The 16050-nt window shown below is 72.7% G+C and carries 14 protein-coding genes; 5 read left to right on the top strand and 9 right to left on the bottom strand.

The window, feature by feature from the left end:
• Positions 1-40 precede the first annotated feature (40 nt).
• The 3 genes from BM339_RS27075 to BM339_RS27085 form a co-directional block, all read right to left on the bottom strand.
• Complete coding sequence (locus BM339_RS27075; RefSeq protein WP_075022649.1) at positions 41-424, bottom strand: MerR family transcriptional regulator; 384 nt, start codon at positions 422-424, stop codon at positions 41-43.
• A 63-nt stretch (positions 425-487) separates the two neighbouring features.
• Positions 488-2197 carry a hypothetical protein gene (locus BM339_RS27080; RefSeq protein ID WP_256255472.1) on the bottom strand — a complete coding sequence of 570 codons (1710 nt, stop codon included), beginning with the start codon at positions 2195-2197 and terminating at the stop codon, positions 488-490.
• A gap of 174 nt (positions 2198-2371) precedes the next feature.
• Positions 2372-3109, bottom strand: a complete 738-nt coding sequence (locus BM339_RS27085; protein ID WP_075022650.1) for an SCO6745 family protein — start codon at positions 3107-3109, stop codon at positions 2372-2374.
• 160 nt (positions 3110-3269) lie between these two features.
• On the opposite strand from BM339_RS27085, the gene BM339_RS27090 reads away from it, so the two are divergent.
• The 4 genes from BM339_RS27090 (at position 3270) to araB (ending at position 8243) form a co-directional block, all read left to right on the top strand.
• A complete protein-coding gene (locus BM339_RS27090; RefSeq protein ID WP_431521538.1) occupies positions 3270-4322 on the top strand; it encodes a LacI family DNA-binding transcriptional regulator in 1053 nt (350 codons plus the stop codon).
• 64 nt (positions 4323-4386) lie between these two features.
• Complete coding sequence (locus BM339_RS27095) at positions 4387-5112, top strand: L-ribulose-5-phosphate 4-epimerase (RefSeq protein ID WP_083597970.1); 726 nt, start codon at positions 4387-4389, stop codon at positions 5110-5112.
• Positions 5109-6605 carry an L-arabinose isomerase gene (gene araA, locus BM339_RS27100; RefSeq protein ID WP_075022651.1) on the top strand — a complete coding sequence of 499 codons (1497 nt, stop codon included), beginning with the start codon at positions 5109-5111 and terminating at the stop codon, positions 6603-6605. Before BM339_RS27095 ends, araA begins: the two co-directional genes overlap by 4 nt.
• Positions 6606-6614: 9 nt before the next feature.
• The gene (gene araB, locus BM339_RS27105) at positions 6615-8243 is read left to right on the top strand and encodes a ribulokinase (protein WP_075022652.1); all 1629 of its coding nucleotides are present in this window, start codon (positions 6615-6617) and stop codon (positions 8241-8243) included.
• On the opposite strand, the gene BM339_RS27110 is transcribed toward araB, so the two are convergent.
• Genes BM339_RS27110 through chvE form a run of 4 tightly spaced genes read right to left on the bottom strand, consistent with a single transcriptional unit; the run spans position 8240 to position 13272 of the window.
• Complete coding sequence (locus BM339_RS27110; protein WP_021595513.1) at positions 8240-9265, bottom strand: LacI family DNA-binding transcriptional regulator; 1026 nt, start codon at positions 9263-9265, stop codon at positions 8240-8242. The two genes, araB and BM339_RS27110, sit on opposite strands and share 4 nt — an antisense overlap.
• 44 nt (positions 9266-9309) lie before the next feature.
• Positions 9310-10551: a multiple monosaccharide ABC transporter permease gene (gene mmsB / locus BM339_RS27115; protein WP_021595514.1), complete on the bottom strand. Its 1242-nt coding sequence runs from the start codon at positions 10549-10551 to the stop codon at positions 9310-9312.
• On the bottom strand, positions 10548-12086 hold the full coding sequence (gene mmsA / locus BM339_RS27120) for a multiple monosaccharide ABC transporter ATP-binding protein (RefSeq protein ID WP_021595515.1): 1539 nt from the start codon (positions 12084-12086) through the stop codon (positions 10548-10550). Before mmsA ends, mmsB begins: the two co-directional genes overlap by 4 nt.
• Before the next feature lie 55 nt (positions 12087-12141).
• On the bottom strand, positions 12142-13272 hold the full coding sequence (gene chvE, locus BM339_RS27125) for a multiple monosaccharide ABC transporter substrate-binding protein (protein WP_276526555.1): 1131 nt from the start codon (positions 13270-13272) through the stop codon (positions 12142-12144).
• Between the two features lie 536 nt (positions 13273-13808).
• Between chvE and BM339_RS27130 the strand changes: the two genes are divergently transcribed.
• Positions 13809-14243 (top strand): hypothetical protein, encoded by a 435-nt coding sequence (locus BM339_RS27130; RefSeq protein ID WP_143118608.1) that lies wholly within the window; start codon positions 13809-13811, stop codon positions 14241-14243.
• Between the two features lie 6 nt (positions 14244-14249).
• Here the strand turns inward: BM339_RS27130 and BM339_RS27135 are convergent, their stop codons facing one another.
• Positions 14250-14798 (bottom strand): TetR/AcrR family transcriptional regulator, encoded by a 549-nt coding sequence (locus BM339_RS27135; protein WP_075022653.1) that lies wholly within the window; start codon positions 14796-14798, stop codon positions 14250-14252.
• A 31-nt stretch (positions 14799-14829) separates the two neighbouring features.
• On the bottom strand, positions 14830-15993 hold the full coding sequence (locus tag BM339_RS27140; protein WP_024935795.1) for an acyl-CoA dehydrogenase family protein: 1164 nt from the start codon (positions 15991-15993) through the stop codon (positions 14830-14832).
• Positions 15994-16050 lie beyond the last annotated feature (57 nt).

The following is a 16050-nucleotide window of genomic DNA, read 5'->3' on the forward strand; positions in this document are numbered from 1 at the left end:
GTCACCGCCCCTATCCTGCTCACCTCGGCGCGCGGTCCACCTACCCCTCGCCCGGACCGCGAAACACCCCGGCGGCGGTGCCCGCGCCGATCACCGTGTCGAGCACCGACCGGGACTGCTCCAGGCCCTCGATCGCGTCGCTGATCCGGTCCCGCTCGCGCCGCAGTTCCCCGAGCATGTCCGGGCAGGTGGGGACGAGCCGCTCGCCCTCGTCCCGCAGGCACGGCAGGACGGTCGCGATCGTCGCGGTGCCGAGCCCGGCGCCGAGCAGGCACCGGATCCGCCGGACGAGCGCCACGTCGTCCGGGCGGTACTCCCGGTACCCGCTCGCGAGCCTGACGGGCCGCAGCAGCCCCTGCTCCTCGTAGTAGCGCAGCAGGCGCTGGCTGACGCCCGTCCTGCGGGACAGTTCCCCGATGCGCATGCCGCCCGGACCTCCGTCACGACCTCTCGACCCTCACATCCGTGTGAGACTTTAGCCGCGGGGTCACCGGGCGGCGAAGGCGGCCAGGTTCACCGAGATCGGCTCGGGCCTCCCGCCGTTCTGGACGGCGGACGCGGTCAGCACGTCGAGGTGCTGGTACCCGGGCGCGACGACGTCGCCGGGCCGCGGGTCGCTGAAGAGCCCGTCGCCGGCCTCCAGGTTGAGCGTCGGGTTGGCGGTGAGGCCGCCCTCGTGGACGGCGTCGTCCGCGATGCCGGGCGCGTCGGCCAGCGCGATGTCGGTGACCATCTTCGTCGGGAAGTAATGCTCGGTGAAGTCGAGCGGGTGCTCCGACAGGCTGCGGGCCAGCTCGGCGATGTCGGTGACCTCCTTGCCCGCGGTCGTGAACGGCGTGCCGTCCTTGGACTTGTGGACGGGGTCGTCGGGCGCGCCGACGCGGTCGAAGTTCCGCCACGTGAAGAGAGGGCCGCCGGGCTCGTCCGGGATCGCCTTCTTCTCCTTGCCGAGCAGCCTGGACAGGCCGCCGAGCCCGCTCTCCTCCAGGTCGTTCGGCGCCGGGAACTCCTTGTCGACGATCTTCCCGCCGTCCCAGAAGCCGACGCTGGCCTGCATGAACGCGAGCGGCTCGGAGTTGTCGTCCAGCAGCCCGCCGAGCGCGGCGGCGTTGGTGAACCGGAAGTCCCTCACCGTGGGCGAGCCCTTGACGAACGTCGGGTAGTCCTTGGAGAACAGGACCCGGTAGGTCGTGTCGGTGTTGAACGACGACGGGATGTAGGTGGACAGGTCCGAGACGCCGCCCGGGTCGAGCCGGGCGGCCAGGCCCGCGATCCCGAGCAGGTTCATCGTCTCGGTGTTGACCACCGCCGGGGCGGACAGCGCGCGCGGGACGACGCCCGTCTCCAGCCCCGCCTGGACGGCGCCCGCGCCGAACCGGAGGAGCGGCACCCAGTCCTCCGGGAACCCGTCGCCGAAACCGGGCAGGCCCGTCTCGATCCGGGTGTCCAGCGCGAAGTAGCCGGAGCACTGGTTGTAGCCGGCGTCACCTGTCGTGGAGGGGTTCCCGTCGAAGTCCCATTCGGCGAAGTACGCGGTCAGGACGCCGCCGAGGGAATGGCCGCCGCACATCATCTTCCGCTTGCGGGCGGCCTGGTCCGGGAGCTCCTTGACCATGAGGTCGTGCTGGTCGCGGACGGTCTGGTCCAGCCCGACGTGCTGCAGCCATTTCACCTGGTCATTGGTCTGATATCCGGCGAACTCCCGGCCGTCCACCTCTTTCTGGCGGTAGTAGTAGTCCACCGCGAGATGGACGTCCTTCGCCTTCAGCCCGGCCTGGATCCCGGTGCCGTCCTCCAGGCAGTTGGACCGCCGGTCGAGCGCCCAGAACTCGATGTGCCGCCCGCTCCTCGCCGCCGCCGCGACCGTGTTCCGCGCGACGCTGTCGAACGCGCCCGCGCCTTCGAGGATGCCCGGCTGCGCGACCAGGATCCGGTCGGCACGCGCCGACTCCGCGGGCCCGTCCTTGTGCCGGAACCGCAGGTAGGACAGCCAGTCGCAGGCTTCCGGCCGCGGGCCCGCCGACGCCGGCAGCGGCACCCTGACCCGGATTACCGACTCGCTGACCTCGGTCACCGGCGAGGTGGAGGCGACCGGTGTCTCGGACCGGCCGGCCTCGCGGGCACTCACCGGCCCGGCCGCCGCTCCCGCGATCAGCACGGACGCTCCTGCCAGCACAGTGATCCATCGTGGGGTCACCACGTTCTCCTTCCGGGATGCGCGCCGGATGTCAGGAGCCCACGATGAACCTGTCGTTTTTCTGACGACAGGTGTTTATTTGCATAACTTGCGGGCCGTTCTTATCGGCCCATGACAGGTGCGCCCGCCCCACCTGGAGAACGTCCGGCGGAGGGCGGGTCAGCGAAGGGCGGGTCAGCGGAGGACGGCGGAGCCGACCGCGCCGATCCGCTCGGCGAACTCGGCGCGCTCGGAGGGCGTCAGCGCCCGCTCGTAGACGGCGGCGCTGAGCCGGTCGGTGGTCTCCTCGGCCTCCGCCCGCCGCGGCTTCAGCGACGCGCATTCGGGGAAGTCGCCCTGCCAGCCGAGGAAGCGGGCGGTGTCCGGCCCGTCCTGGGTCAGGACCGCCTCCAGCGGGGACAGGCCGGCCGCGGTCGTCGCGACGAGGTGCAGCCCGCCGCGCAGCTCCCGCAGCACCTGCACGAGCTGCATCAGCCGGGCCGGCCCGCTCTCCGGCAGCGGCTCGGCGCGCCAGCCGCAGAACAGCGGCAGCCCGGACCCCTCGGCCACCCTGGCGACGCGCTCGGCGAGCTCGCAGAGGCGCGGGTCGTCCGGCAGGTGCTCCTCGCCCCAGGCCGCGCATCCGAGCGTGTACCGCCGCGCCGCCTCGCGCGCCCCGGCGACCGCGACCCCCTCGTCCCACTGGGCCCGGACGAACCCGGGCTCGAACCAGCCCAGCGCGGCGGCGACCACGTCGGCGTCCACGTCGCCCAGCACACCGCCGCGCCCGGCGAAGTAGAACGCGAACGGGTTGGCGAACCCGTGTTCGACGCCGCGCTCCGCCGTCCGGCGCGACAGCATCCAGCGCGAGCCGACATCGTGAATGATCGTGTCGGCCGCGCGAACCGTCTCCGCCGCGCTCAGCTCCTTCATCGGCCGCCTCCCGGATCGTCGTCGCCGAAGTAACCGGCAGGTTACTCGCCGGCCGCGCCGGGCCCCACCCCGGCCCGTCGCGGGGACCGCCGGTGTTGACATTCGGGCGAGTTAGCGCAAACATTCGGCCTGTAACGATGGGACGGCGCGGGGAGGCGATGTGGCCGCCGAATCACCGGAGGCGCCCGACGGCCGGCGGCTGGCGGTGATGGAGGACGTGGCCGCGATGGCCGGCGTCTCGGCGATGACCGTGTCGCGCGTGCTGAACACCCCCGAGAAGGTCCGCCCGCAGACGCGCGCCCGGGTGATGGCGGCGGTGCAGGCCCTCGACTACCGGCCGAACTCGGCGGCCCGGGTGCTGGCCACCGGCCGCTCCGGAGTGCTCGGCGTGGTCAGCTTCGACACCACGCTGTACGGGCCGGCGTCCACGCTGTTCAGCATCGAGCAGGCCGCCCGCGAGCACGGCTACACCGTCAGCATCGTCAGCCTGAGCTCGCTGAACCGGCGCTCGATCGGCGAGGGCGTGGAGCGGCTCCGCGCCCAGTCGGCCGACGGGATCATGGTCGTGGCCCCGCACGAGTCGGCGGCGGACGGGCTGAAGGAGCTGCCGGCCGACACCCCGCTGGTCGCGGTCGGCGCGGGCGGCGACGTGCCGTTCCCGGTCGCCGCGGTGGACCACCGGGCGGGCGCCGAGCGCGCGGTCCGGCACCTGCTCAGCCTCGGGCACGAGACGGTCGTGCACCTGGCCGGCCCGGCCGACTGGGTGGACGCGACCGGCCGGGTGGAGGGCTGGCGTGCGGCGCTGCGGGACGCCGGGCGCGACGTCCCGGAGATGCCCGCGGGCGACTGGAGCGCCCGGTCCGGCTACGAGCACGGCCGGCAGATCGCCGCCGACCCCGGCGTCACCGCGGTGTTCGCGGCCAACGACGCGATGGCGCTCGGGCTGCTGCGGGCGCTGCGCGAGGCCGGCCGGGACGTGCCCGGCGACATCAGCGTCGTCGGCTTCGACGACGTCCCGGAGGCCGCCTACTTCCCGCCGCCGCTGACCACCGTCCGGCAGAACTTCGCCGAGGTGGGGCGGCGCGCGTTCGGCCTGCTCCTGGACCGGATCGGGGGAGGCCCCCCGCCGGCCGGGAGGGCCGCCGCGGCCCGCCGCGTCGTCGAACCGGAACTCGTCGTCCGGGAGAGCACCGGGGTGCGCCGCCGGACCTGACCCCGTCCCGACCGGGACCCGGCTACTTCCACGGACAAGATGTTAGCGCTAACAAGGAGTGGACATGTCAGAGTCTCCTCCGGGGGCGGCCCCCCAGACCCCCGGGGCAGAGCGCTCGGACCCGGGCGGGGCGATCGCCGCGCTCCGCACGGAGCTCGCCGCCCTGCACCGGATGCTCGTCGAGAGCGGCCTCGTGGTGTGGACGGCCGGGAACGTCTCCGCCCGCGCCGGCGCGGACGCGTTCCTGATCAAACCCAGCGGCGTCCCGTACGAGGACCTCACCCCCGACGCGATGGTGCTGTGCGACCTGGACGGCGAGCCGATCGGGGAGGCGCCGCTCGCGCCGTCCAGCGACGTCTTCGCGCACGCGTACGTGTACCGGCACCGCCCGGACGTCGGCGGAGTGGTGCACACCCACTCGACCTACGCCACCGCGTGGGCGGCGCGCGACGAGCCCATCCCGTGCGTGCTGACCGCGATGGCGGACGAGTTCGGCGGCGAGATCCCCGTCGGCCCGTTCGCGCTCATCGGCGGCGACGACATCGGCCGCGGCATCGTCGAGACCCTCGACGGGCACCGCAGCCCCGCCGTCCTCATGCGCAACCACGGCGTCTTCACCATCGGCGCCGACGCCCGCGCCGCGGTCAAGGCGGCCGTGATGTGCGAGGACGCCGCCCGGACCGTCCATGTGTCCCGCCAGCTCGGCGAGCCGCTGCCGATGGCCGCCGGCGACGTCGACCGGCTCTACGACCGCTACCAGAACGTCTACGGGCAGAAGGGCCGACCATGAGCTTCCCGAACCGCGAGATCTGGTTCCTCACCGGCAGCCAGGGCCTGTACGGCGAGGACACCCTGCGCCAGGTCGCGGCCCAGTCCCGGGAGATCGCCGCGCGGCTCGGCGAGGCGCTCCCCGTCGCCCTGACGTGGAAGCCCGTGCTGACCGGCGCGGAGGCGATCCGCCGCACGTGCCTGGACGCCGCCGCCGACGACTCCTGCGTCGGCGTGGTCGCGTGGATGCACACCTTCTCCCCGGCCAAGATGTGGATCTCCGGCCTGGACGCGCTCGGCAAGCCGCTGCTGCACCTGCACACGCAGGCGAACGTCGAGCTGCCCTGGCGGACGATCGACATGGACTTCATGAACCTCAACCAGGCCGCGCACGGCGACCGGGAATTCGGGTACGTCCAGGCACGGCTCGGCGTCGCCCGCAAGACCGTCGCCGGGCACGTCGGCGACCCGGCGGTCGGCGCGCGCGTCGCCGCGTGGGCGCGGGCCGCGGCCGGGTACCACGAGCTGCGCACGCTGCGGCTGGCCCGGTTCGGCGACAACATGCGGGACGTCGCGGTCACCGAGGGCGACAAGGTCGAGGCGCAGCTCCGGTTCGGCGTCTCCGTCAACACCTACGGCGTGAACGACCTGGTGGAGGTGGTGGACGCCGTCCCCGACGACGCCATCGCCGAGCTGGTCAAGGAGTACGAGGACGTGTACGACGTGGTCCCCGCGCTGCGGGCGGGCGGCGAGCGCCACGACGCGCTCCGCTACGGCGCGCGGATCGAGCTCGGCCTGCGGACGTTCCTGGACGGCGGCGGCTTCAAGGCGTTCACCACGAACTTCGAGGACCTCGGCGGGCTCCGGCAGCTGCCCGGCCTCGCCGTCCAGCGCCTCATGGCCGACGGCTACGGCTTCGGCGGCGAGGGCGACTGGAAGACCGCGACGCTGCTCCGGACGCTGAAGGCCGCCTCCGCGGGGCTGCCCGGCGGCACCTCGTTCATGGAGGACTACACCTACCACCTGGAGCCCGGCAACGAGCTGATCCTCGGCGCGCACATGCTGGAGGTGTGCCCGTCGATCGCCGCCGGACGTCCGGCGCTGGAGATCCATCCGCTCGCCATCGGCGGGCGGGAGGACCCGGTGCGCCTGGTGTTCGACGCCGAGCCGGGCCCGGCCGTCGTGGCCGGCCTCGCCGACATGGGCGACCGGTTCCGGCTCGTCGCCAACGAGATCGAGGTCGTCGCGCCGCCGGAGCCGCTGCCGATGCTGCCGGTCGCCCGCGCGGTGTGGCGCCCGCTGCCGGACCTGCGCACGTCCACCGAGGCGTGGCTGACGGCGGGGGCGCCGCACCACACCGTCCTGTCCGCCGCGCTCGGCGTGCAGGAGCTGGACGACCTCGCCGAGATGACCGGCGTCGAGCTGCTCACCATCGACGCCGGCACCACCCTTCGGCAGTTCACCAAGGAGATCCGCTGGAACCAGGCGTACCACCGCCTGGCCCGCGGGCTGTGAGGAGGAGCCATGAGCGCGGACGAGCGCTACGTCGTCGGCGTCGACTTCGGGACGCTGTCGGGCCGGGCGGTGCTCGTCCGCGTCCGGGACGGCGCCGAGGTCGGCGACGGCGTGCACGAGTACGACCACGGGGTCATCGACAGGGAGCTCCCGGGCGGCGCGGTACTCGGGCCCGACTGGGCCCTCCAGGCGCCGGGGGACTGGCTGGACGTGCTGCGCTTCGCCGTGCCGAAGGCCCTCGCCGTCGCCGGGGTCCCCGCCGCCCAGGTCATCGGCATCGGCACGGACTTCACCGCGTGCACGGTCCTCCCGACCACCGCGGACGGGACGCCGCTCTGCGAGCTGTACCCCGACCGGCCGCACTCGTGGCCGAAGCTCTGGAAGCACCACGCCGCGCAGCCGCACGCGGAGCGGATCAACGCCCTGGCCGCCGAGCGCGGCGAGCCGTGGCTGCGCCGCTACGGCGGCAAGATCTCCTCCGAGTGGGAGTTCGCCAAGGGGCTCCAGCTGCTCGAACAGGACCCCGACCTGTACGACCTGGCCGAACGGTGGATCGAGGCCGCCGACTGGATCGTCTGGCGGCTCACCGGCCGGGAGTCCCGCAACATCTGCACGGCCGGCTACAAGGGCATCTACCAGGACGGCGGCTACCCGTCCCGCGAGTTCCTGGCCGCGCTCGACCCCCGTTTCGCCGACTTCCCCGCCAAGCTGGGCCACGACCTGGAGCCCCTCGGCGGCCTCGCCGGCACGCTGACCGCGGAGGCCGCCGCCTGGACGGGCCTGCCCGAGGGCATCGCCGTCGCGGTCGGCAACGTCGACGCCCACGTCACCGCCGCCGCGGCCGACGCCGTCCGGCCGGGCCGGATGGTCGCGATCATGGGGACGTCCACCTGCCACGTCATGTCGTCGGACCTGCTCGCCGAGGTCCCCGGCATGTGCGGCGTCGTGAAGGACGGCATCGTCCCGGGCCTGTGGGGATACGAGGCGGGCCAGTCCGGCGTCGGCGACATCTTCGCCTGGTTCGTCGACACCTGCGTCCCCGCCGCCTACCACCAGGCCGCGGCCGCCGCTGGGCGGACCGTCCACGAGCACCTCACCGCGCTCGCCGAGGCCCAGCCGGTCGGGCGGCACGGGCTCGTCGCGCTGGACTGGCACAACGGCAACCGGTCGGTCCTGGTCGACCACGACCTGTCCGGCCTGATCGTCGGGCAGACCCTCGCCACCCGGCCCGAGGACGTCTACCGCGCGCTCATCGAGGCGACGGCGTTCGGCACCCGCATGATCGTCGAGACGTTCGAGGCGTCGGGCGTCTCGGTCGAGGAGCTCGTCGTCGCGGGCGGCCTGCTGAAGAACACCTTCCTCATGCAGGTGTACACCGACGTCCTGCGCCGCCCGCTGTCGCTGATCGGGTCGTCGCAGGGCCCGGCGCTCGGCGCCGCGATCCACGCCGCCGTCGCCGCGGGGGCGCACCCCGACATCACCTCGGCCGCCGCCGCGATGGGACGCCGCGTCCCGTCCGCCTTCGTCCCGGACCGGGCGCGGGCCGACGCCTACGACGCCCTCTACGAGATCTACCGGTCGCTGCACGACCACTTCGCCGACGGCGAGATCATGCACCGCCTGCGCGCCCTGCGCTAGACGATCCCGTACGAGGCGGCGGGGCCGGTGCTGCGGCGCACGATGAGCTTGCTCGGCACGAGCTTCGGCGCGTCCGGCGCGGGCCCGCCCCCGGTGAGCTGCGCGATCAGCAGCTCGACGCAGTGCCGGCCGAGGGCGGTGAAGTCCTGCCGGACGGTGGTGAGCGGCGGGGTGAGGAACGCCGCCTCGGGGATGTCGTCGAACCCGATCACGCTGACGTCGTCCGGCACCCGGCGGCCGCTCTCGTGGATCGCCCACAGCAGCCCGAGCGCGATCTGGTCGTTCGCCGCGAACACGGCCGTGACGTTCCGGTCGGCGGCGAGGACCCGGCCGCGCTCGTAGCCGGACCGGGCGCTCCAGTCGCCGGGCGCGCACTCCGGGACGTCCGCGCCCGCCTCGGCCAGCGCGTCCCGCCAGCCGCGGGTCCGCTCGTTCGCCTCCGACCAGTCGGCCGGGCCCGGCAGGTGGTGGACGGTCCGGTGCCCGAGCTCCAGCAGGTAGCGGGTCGCCTCCCGCGGCGCCAGGTAGTGATCGGCCGACACGGTCGGCACGGCCGCTCGCGGACCGAGCAGGACGGTCGGCAGGTCCCCCGGCAGGTGCCGCAGCGCCTCGTCCGCCGGGACGTGCCCGGGGATCATGATGATGCCGTCCACGCCCTGGTCGCGGAACCGGTCCACCGCCCCGGCGACCGCGCCGTGCCCCGGCGACTCCAGGCTCGCGACGCTGGTGAAGAAGTCGGCGGCGCGGGCGTTCCGCTCGATCGCCGCGATGATCGACGCCGGGCCGAACAGCGCGGTGTCGAAGCTGACCACGCCGAGCGTCCGGGACCGGCCGGTGGCGAGGGCGCGGGCCGCCGCGTTCGGCCGGAAGTCCAGCTGCGCCGCCGCGGCCAGCACCCGGTCCCGGGTCTTCGGGCTCACCATCGGATGGTTCTTGAAAACCCGGGACACGGTCTGGTGGGAGACCCCGGCGAGCCGGGCGACGTCCCGCAGGCCGGGCCGGGCGGGTGGCGTGGCGGTCATGTCCCTCCGGAAGATACCGGGTCGCCCGGCCCGCGGCCGGGTGCTCAGCGCGCCGTGCCGCTGCGCCGCTTGGCCCAGATGTCGAACGCGACCGCCGCGAGCAGCACCAGGCCCTTGATCAGCATGACCCGCTCGCTCGGCGCGCCGAGCAGCGACATGCCGTTGTTGATCACACCCATGATCAGCCCCCCGGTGATCGCCCCGATCACCTTGCCGACCCCGCCCTGCACGGCCGCGCCGCCGATGAACGCCGCCGCGATCGAGTCCAGCTCGAAGTTCGTCCCGGCGGTCGGGCCGGCCTGGTTGAGGCGCCCGGCGAACACCACGCCGGCGATGGACGCGAGCACGCCCATGTTGACGAACAGCCAGAACGACACCGACTTGACCTTGATACCGGACAGCTTGGCCGCGAGCGGGTTGCCGCCGAGCGCGTAGACGTGCCGTCCGAACACGGCCCGGTTGGTCACCAGCGTGTAGCCGAGCACGAGCACGCCCAGCAGGACGAGCACCCACGGCATGTTCTTGAACCGCGCGAGCTGCACGGCGATGAACATGACCACCACGACCGCGAGGGCGTTCTTCAGCGCGAACACCGCGAGCGGCTCGACCTTCTGCCCGTAGCCGATGCGCCCCTGCCGGTTCCGCCACCCCAGCCCGACGTACCCGCCGACCAGCGCGAGCGCGACCAGCAGGGTGAACAGGTCGGCGCCGCCGAGCGGCCCGAGCGCGATGTTGCCGAGGTAGCCGGACAGGAAGCCGTTGGCGATCGTGCGGACCTCGTCGGGGAACGGGCCGATGCCCTGGTTGCCGAGGACGGTCAGGGTCAGCGCCCGGAACACCAGCATCCCGGCCAGCGTCACGATGAACGCGGGGATCTCGAAGTAGGCGATCCAGTACCCCTGCCACGCCCCGATCGCGGCGCCGGCGAGGATCGTCAGCAGCACCGCCAGCGGCCACGGCACGTCGTGGTTCACCATCAGCACCGCCGAGATGGCCCCCGTCACCGCCACCACCGACCCCACCGACAGGTCGATGTGCCCGCCGATGATGATCAGGATCATCCCGATCGACAGGATCAGGATGTAGGAGTTCTGCACGATGATGTTGGAGATGTTCTCCGGCGACAGCAGCCGCCCGTCGGTGAGCACCGCGAACAGCGCCACGATCAGCGCGAACGCGATGTAGATCCCGCTCTGCCGCAGGTTCACCGGCAGGGTCCGGCCGGGGGCCGGCCGCTGCGCCGGCGGCGGGGACACGGCCTTGTCGGCCGGCGCCACGCTGCTCATGTCCTGGTCTCCTCGGTCTGGGTCATGTACTGCATCAGCCGCTCCGGCGTCGCCTCCGCCCGGCTCACCTCGCCGGTGATCCGCCCGCCCGCCATCGCGTACACGCGGTCGCAGATCCCGATCAGCTCGGGCAGCTCGGAGGAGATCACCAGCACCGCACGGCCCTGGTCGGCCATCCGGTTGATGATCGAATAGATCTCGTACTTGGCGCCGACGTCGATGCCGCGGGTCGGCTCGTCCAGGATCAGCACGTCGGCGTCGGTGAACATCCACTTCGACAGCACGACCTTCTGCTGGTTGCCGCCGCTCAGCTGCCCCGTCACCGACATGACGCTCGGCGTCTTGATGTTCATCTCCCTGCGGAACCGCTCCGCGACCTCGTACTCGCGGTTGTCGTCCACCCAGCCCGCCTTGGCGAGGCCGCGCAGCCCGGCCGCGGAGACGTTGCGCTTGACGTCCTCGATGAGGTTCAGGCCGTACGTCTTGCGGTCCTCGGTCGCGTACGCGAGCCCGTGCCGGATCGCGTCGCTGACCGTCCGGACCGCGATCTCCCTGCCGTCCTTGTAGATCCGGCCGGTGATCCCGATCCCGTAGCTGCGACCGAAGACGCTCATCGCCAGCTCGGTCCGGCCCGCGCCCATCAGGCCCGCGAGCCCCACGATCTCGCCGCGGCGCAGCACCAGGCGGGCGTCCTGCACGACGGTCCGGCCCCGCTGGGTGGGGGAGTGGACGGTCCAGTCCTCGATCCGCAGCACCTCGTCGCCGATCTCGGGGACGCGGTCGGGGAACCGGTGCTCCAGGTCGCGGCCGACCATCCCGGAGATGATGCGGTCCTCGGACACGTCGCCGCTCATGTCGAGCGTCTCGATCGTCCGGCCGTCCCGCAGGATCGTCGTCGAGTCGGCGATCGCGCGGATCTCGTTCAGCTTGTGCGAGATGATCACGCAGGTGATGCCCTCGTCCCGCAGCCCGCGCAGCAGGTCGAGCAGGTGCGCGGAGTCGGCGTCGTTCAGCGCCGCGGTCGGCTCGTCCAGGATGAGCAGCTTCACCCGCTTGGACAGCGCCTTGGCGATCTCCACGAGCTGCTGCTTGCCGACGCCGAGGTCCATCGCGGGCGTCACCGGGTTCTCGTGCAGCCCGACCCGCTCCAGCAGCCGCGCGGCGTCGGCGTTCGTCCGGTTCCAGTCGATGAGCCCGAGCCGTCCCCGCCGCTCGTTGCCGAGGTAGATGTTCTCCGCGATCGACAGGTACGGGCTGAGCGCCAGCTCCTGGTGGATGATGACGATCCCGCGCTGCTCGCTGTCGCGGATGCCGGAGAACCGGCACGGCCGGCCCTCGAACTCGATGTCGCCGCTGTAGTCGCCGTGCGGGTACACCCCGGACAGCACCTTCATCAGCGTCGACTTGCCGGCCCCGTTCTCGCCGCAGATCGCGTGGATCTCGCCCCGCCGCACCTCCAGGTTCACGTCCTGCAGGGCCTTGACCGCGGGAAAGGTCTTGGTGATGCCGCGCATCCGCAGTATCGCCTCGGTCATGGTCGTCCTCCGGGGGAGCGGGCGGGCGCCGGCACGGGCGCCCGCCCGGGTGGCGCTACTGCAGCTGGTTCGCGGTGTAGTAACCGGTGTCGATGAGCTGCTGCTTGTAATTGCCCTTGTTCACGATCACCGGGTTCAGCAGGTACGACGGCACGACCTTCTCGCCGTTGTCGTAGTCCTTGGTGTTGTTGACCTCGGGCTTGTTCCCCTTCAGCACCGCGTCGGCCATCTTGACCGTGACGGAGGCGAGCTGCCGGGTGTCCTTGTAGATCGTCGAGTACTGCTCGCCCGCGATGATCGACTTGACCGAGGCGACCTCGGCGTCCTGCCCGGTCACGATCGGGTACTTCTGGCCGCCCGTCCCGTAGCCGCTGGACTTCAGCGCCGACAGGATGCCGATCGACAGCCCGTCGTAGGGGGACAGGACGCCCTGCACCTTCGTCCCGCCGCCGTAGTAGCGGGTGATGAGGTCCTCCATGCGCTGCTGCGCGCGCTCCGCGCTCCAGCGCAGCGTCGCGATGGTCTTGAAGTCCTTCTGGCCGCTCTTGACGACGAGGGCGCCCTTGTCGAGGTACGGCTTCAGGGTGTCCATCGCGCCGTTGTAGAAGAACGTCGCGTTGTTGTCGTCGGGGGAGCCGGCGAACAGCTCGATGTTGAACGGGCCCTTGGCCGTCCCCTCCGAGCCGTCCTGCTTCTTCAGCCCGAGCCCGATGAGCAGCGACGTCGCCTGCTGGACGCCGACCTTGTAGTTGTCGAAGGTGGCGTAGTAGTCGACGTTCGGCGAGTTGCGGATCAGCCGGTCGTAGGAGATGACCGGGATGTCCTTGTCCGCCGCCGCCTGCAGCTGCGTGGTGAGCGCGGTGCCGTCGATGGAGGCGATGACCAGCAGCCGGGCGCCCTTGGTGATCTGGTTGTCGATCTGGTTGGCCTGGGTGGGGATGTCGTCCTGGGCGTACTGGAGGTCGACCTTGTAGCCGAGCTGCTCCAGCTGCTTGCGGACGTTGTCGCCGTCGTGGATCCAGCGCTCCGACGAGCGGGTCGGCATCGTGACGCCGACCAGTGCGCCCGCCGCGGACTTGTTCTCGGCCTTCTCCTTGTCGACGGTCTTCTCCGCCGATCCGCACGCGGTCATGCCGAACGCGAGGCCGAGGCCCAGCGCCAGGGTGACGAGCTTCCTACGCTTCACGTCTCACCTCGGGGGTGGTGCCGGTGTCCCGGGACACACTGTTACCGGTCACACTTCCATGTCAAGAGCCCGCTGCGCGCCGCGTCACCGCCGTGACCGCCCGCCCGGACGAACTCGCCCACCGATTGTTAGCGTTATCACTCCGCGCGTCAACACTCCGCGAGGTCTTGATCTGCGAGGACTGTCCTGAGCAGCCGAAACGGGCCCGAATCGGGGTGGAGTTCTAGGGCGGCTCTTGACAGTCCGGCTGGTTAACGCAAACATCGGCGGGCCCCGCCCGCGAGCAGGTCGACGCCGAGGGCCTCGCCCCCGAGCAGGACCCCGAGCGCGACCCGCCCCCCTTGCGATCACCTGGCTCGGCAGCAGGCCGGCCGGCTCACCCGGCGGCCGGTCCCGGTCGGTTCGGAACCGTGTGGTGGCGCGCCGAACCGGACGTCCTCGCCGCGCGTACGAGCAAGGGGGGTGGTCCCTGCGGGACCCACACGTCGGGACTCTGAATGGACAGCGATTCGTGAAACCAGCGCAGGGTGGCCGGTGTGGGTGAGCGGGCGGGGAGCGCCGCCCAGTGGGCGCGGCTTCTGGACGGGCTGGAGACCGACTGCGGGACATGCGGGGGGACGGGCACGACTCCGAACGAGCGGTGGGTGGAGTGGCACCGGCGGGCCGGTGAGCTCGTCGCGGTCGCCCAGGCCGCGCGCCGTGCCCATGAGCTGCGTCCGGCCCGGGGCGCGGTCCCGGTCACGGTGCCGGACCTGCCGATGGCGGGGGAGCCCGCCATCGTGACCGCCGTGGAACGCGCCATCGACGATCACATGAGGGCCCGCCCGGCCGAGCCGGAGGAGGACACCTGCCCGGCCTGCCGCGGCCTCGGCCGGGAGCTGACCGCCGCCGGGCGCGAGTTCACCGACCTCCTCGCCCGGCACGGCTTCGTCCGCCGGGCCGGCGCCGACCGGCCGGAGGGGCCGGACTGAACGGGCTCAGCGCCGCGGTCGCGGCGGGGTGCCGAGAAGGATCTCCAGCATGCGGTCCTGCGGATCGGGCCCCGTCCCCGGGGCGAGGTAGCCCCCGGCCCAGGTGCGCAGCATCAGCAGGGCCCGCAGCCGCGCCTCCTCGCCGTCGAAGCCGAGGTCCTCCAGGCAGGCGGAGATGTGCCCGAGCAGCGCCCGGTCGGCGTGCCGGACGGCCTCCTCGGCGGCCGGCTCGTGCTGCGCCCACAGCCGCATCGCCCGGTCGACCGGCGCGATCTCGCGGCCGAGCGCCTGGATGCGGCGCAGCCGCTCGCGCGGGTCGGTGGTGCTGCCGAGGGCGAGCCCCAGCACCTCGTCGGTCCGCTCGTGCGCCCACCGGTCCAGCAGCGCCCGCATCAGCTCGGGGCGGTCCTTGAAATGCCAGTAGAAGCTGCCCTTGGTGACGCCCAGCCGGGCCGCGAGCGCGGCGATCGTCACGGCCCGCTCACCGGCGCGGGCCAGCTCCCGGTACCCGGCCTCGATCCAGTCGCGCCGCGCCACCCTGGTACGGGCCGTCATCGCACCACCAATCCCACCGCCCGGGACGCCGTCACACGAGCACCACCGGGCCGGGGTCCAGCCCCAGCTCGATCCTGCCGTACAGGGTGTACGCCGCGTCCGGGTCGAACACCACGTGCCCGGAGATCGTATTCACATCGCGCTGCGCCCGCTGGAACGGGGAGCTCGTGAACTGGGCGCTCGCCCCGGCCGCCGCGCACAGCTCGTTGACGACGCGGCGGGACGTCCCGGCCACGTGCGCGGCCACGAGCCGGGCCCTGGCCCGCAGGCGCAGGTCGCAGGTCCCGCCGGCGACGGCGGTGACGACGTCGCGGAGCGCGTCCTCCAGCAGCAGGCGGGCGGCGGCGAGGTCCGCGCCGGCCCGCGCCAGCCGGATCTGCGCGCCCGCCAGGTCGCGCTGCCGCTCGCCGGAGTACGCCATCACCCGGCCGCGCGTCCGCTCGGCGTACCGTGCCAGCACCCCCTCCGCCACCCCTAGCACGGGCGCCGCGCCGGTCAGCGCGAACACCGGCACCAGCGGGGTCCGGTAGAGCGCGCCGGGGTGGACGCGCGACCCGGGCGAGCGCCCCTCGGCCAGGTCCGCGAGCGGCACCGACCGGTGGGCGGGGACGAGGACGTCCGCGACCTCGATGTCGTTGCTGCCGGTTCCCCGCATCCCGCTGGTGTGCCAGACGTCGTGGACGGTCACCGCGTCGCGGGGCAGCAGGAACAGCCGCGGCTCGATGCCGCCGTCCACGGTGACCAGCGCCATGACCATGACGTGCCCGGCGTGCATCACCCCGCTTCCCCACGACCAGCGCCCGGTGACCCGGTGGCCGCCGTCCACCGGCTCGGCGGTGCCGGTCGGCGCCAGGACGCAGGGGATCAGCGCGTACGGCCGGTCCGCCCAGACCTCGGCCTGCGCGCGCTCGGGGAAGAGCGCGGTCATCCAGTTGTGCAGCGTGTAGATGACCGCCAGCCAGCCCGTCGAGGCGCATCCGGCGCCCGCCTCGCGGCACGCCGCCGCCATGGTCGCGAAGTCTCCCTCGCCGCCGCCGAACCGCCTTGGGACCAGCATCTCCAGCAGTCCCGTGCCGGCGAGGTCGGCGATGGTCTCCTCGGGGAGCCGCCGCGCCTCCTCGGCGCCCTGGGCGCGCTCGGACAGCACCGGTGCCAGCTCCCGCACCCGCCGGACGATCTCGTCTCCGTACTTCATGGTACGGAACCATACTCCAAGGTATGGTCCGGCCGCGCGCTCCCCTGCCGTGTCCAA

Source organism: Actinomadura madurae, from assembly GCF_900115095.1.
Taxonomy (GTDB): domain Bacteria; phylum Actinomycetota; class Actinomycetes; order Streptosporangiales; family Streptosporangiaceae; genus Spirillospora; species Spirillospora madurae.

Coding starts and splice junctions, on each gene's coding strand:
- BM339_RS27075 (WP_075022649.1), bottom strand. CDS start 424: ATGCGCATCGGGGAACTGTCCCGCAGGACGGGCGTCAGCCAGCGCCTG.
- BM339_RS27085 (WP_075022650.1), bottom strand. CDS start 3,109: ATGAAGGAGCTGAGCGCGGCGGAGACGGTTCGCGCGGCCGACACGATC.
- BM339_RS27095 (WP_083597970.1), top strand. CDS start 4,387: ATGTCAGAGTCTCCTCCGGGGGCGGCCCCCCAGACCCCCGGGGCAGAG.
- araA (WP_075022651.1), top strand. CDS start 5,109: ATGAGCTTCCCGAACCGCGAGATCTGGTTCCTCACCGGCAGCCAGGGC.
- araB (WP_075022652.1), top strand. CDS start 6,615: ATGAGCGCGGACGAGCGCTACGTCGTCGGCGTCGACTTCGGGACGCTG.
- BM339_RS27110 (WP_021595513.1), bottom strand. CDS start 9,265: ATGACCGCCACGCCACCCGCCCGGCCCGGCCTGCGGGACGTCGCCCGG.
- mmsB (WP_021595514.1), bottom strand. CDS start 10,551: ATGAGCAGCGTGGCGCCGGCCGACAAGGCCGTGTCCCCGCCGCCGGCG.
- mmsA (WP_021595515.1), bottom strand. CDS start 12,086: ATGACCGAGGCGATACTGCGGATGCGCGGCATCACCAAGACCTTTCCC.
- BM339_RS27135 (WP_075022653.1), bottom strand. CDS start 14,798: ATGACGGCCCGTACCAGGGTGGCGCGGCGCGACTGGATCGAGGCCGGG.
- BM339_RS27140 (WP_024935795.1), bottom strand. CDS start 15,993: ATGAAGTACGGAGACGAGATCGTCCGGCGGGTGCGGGAGCTGGCACCG.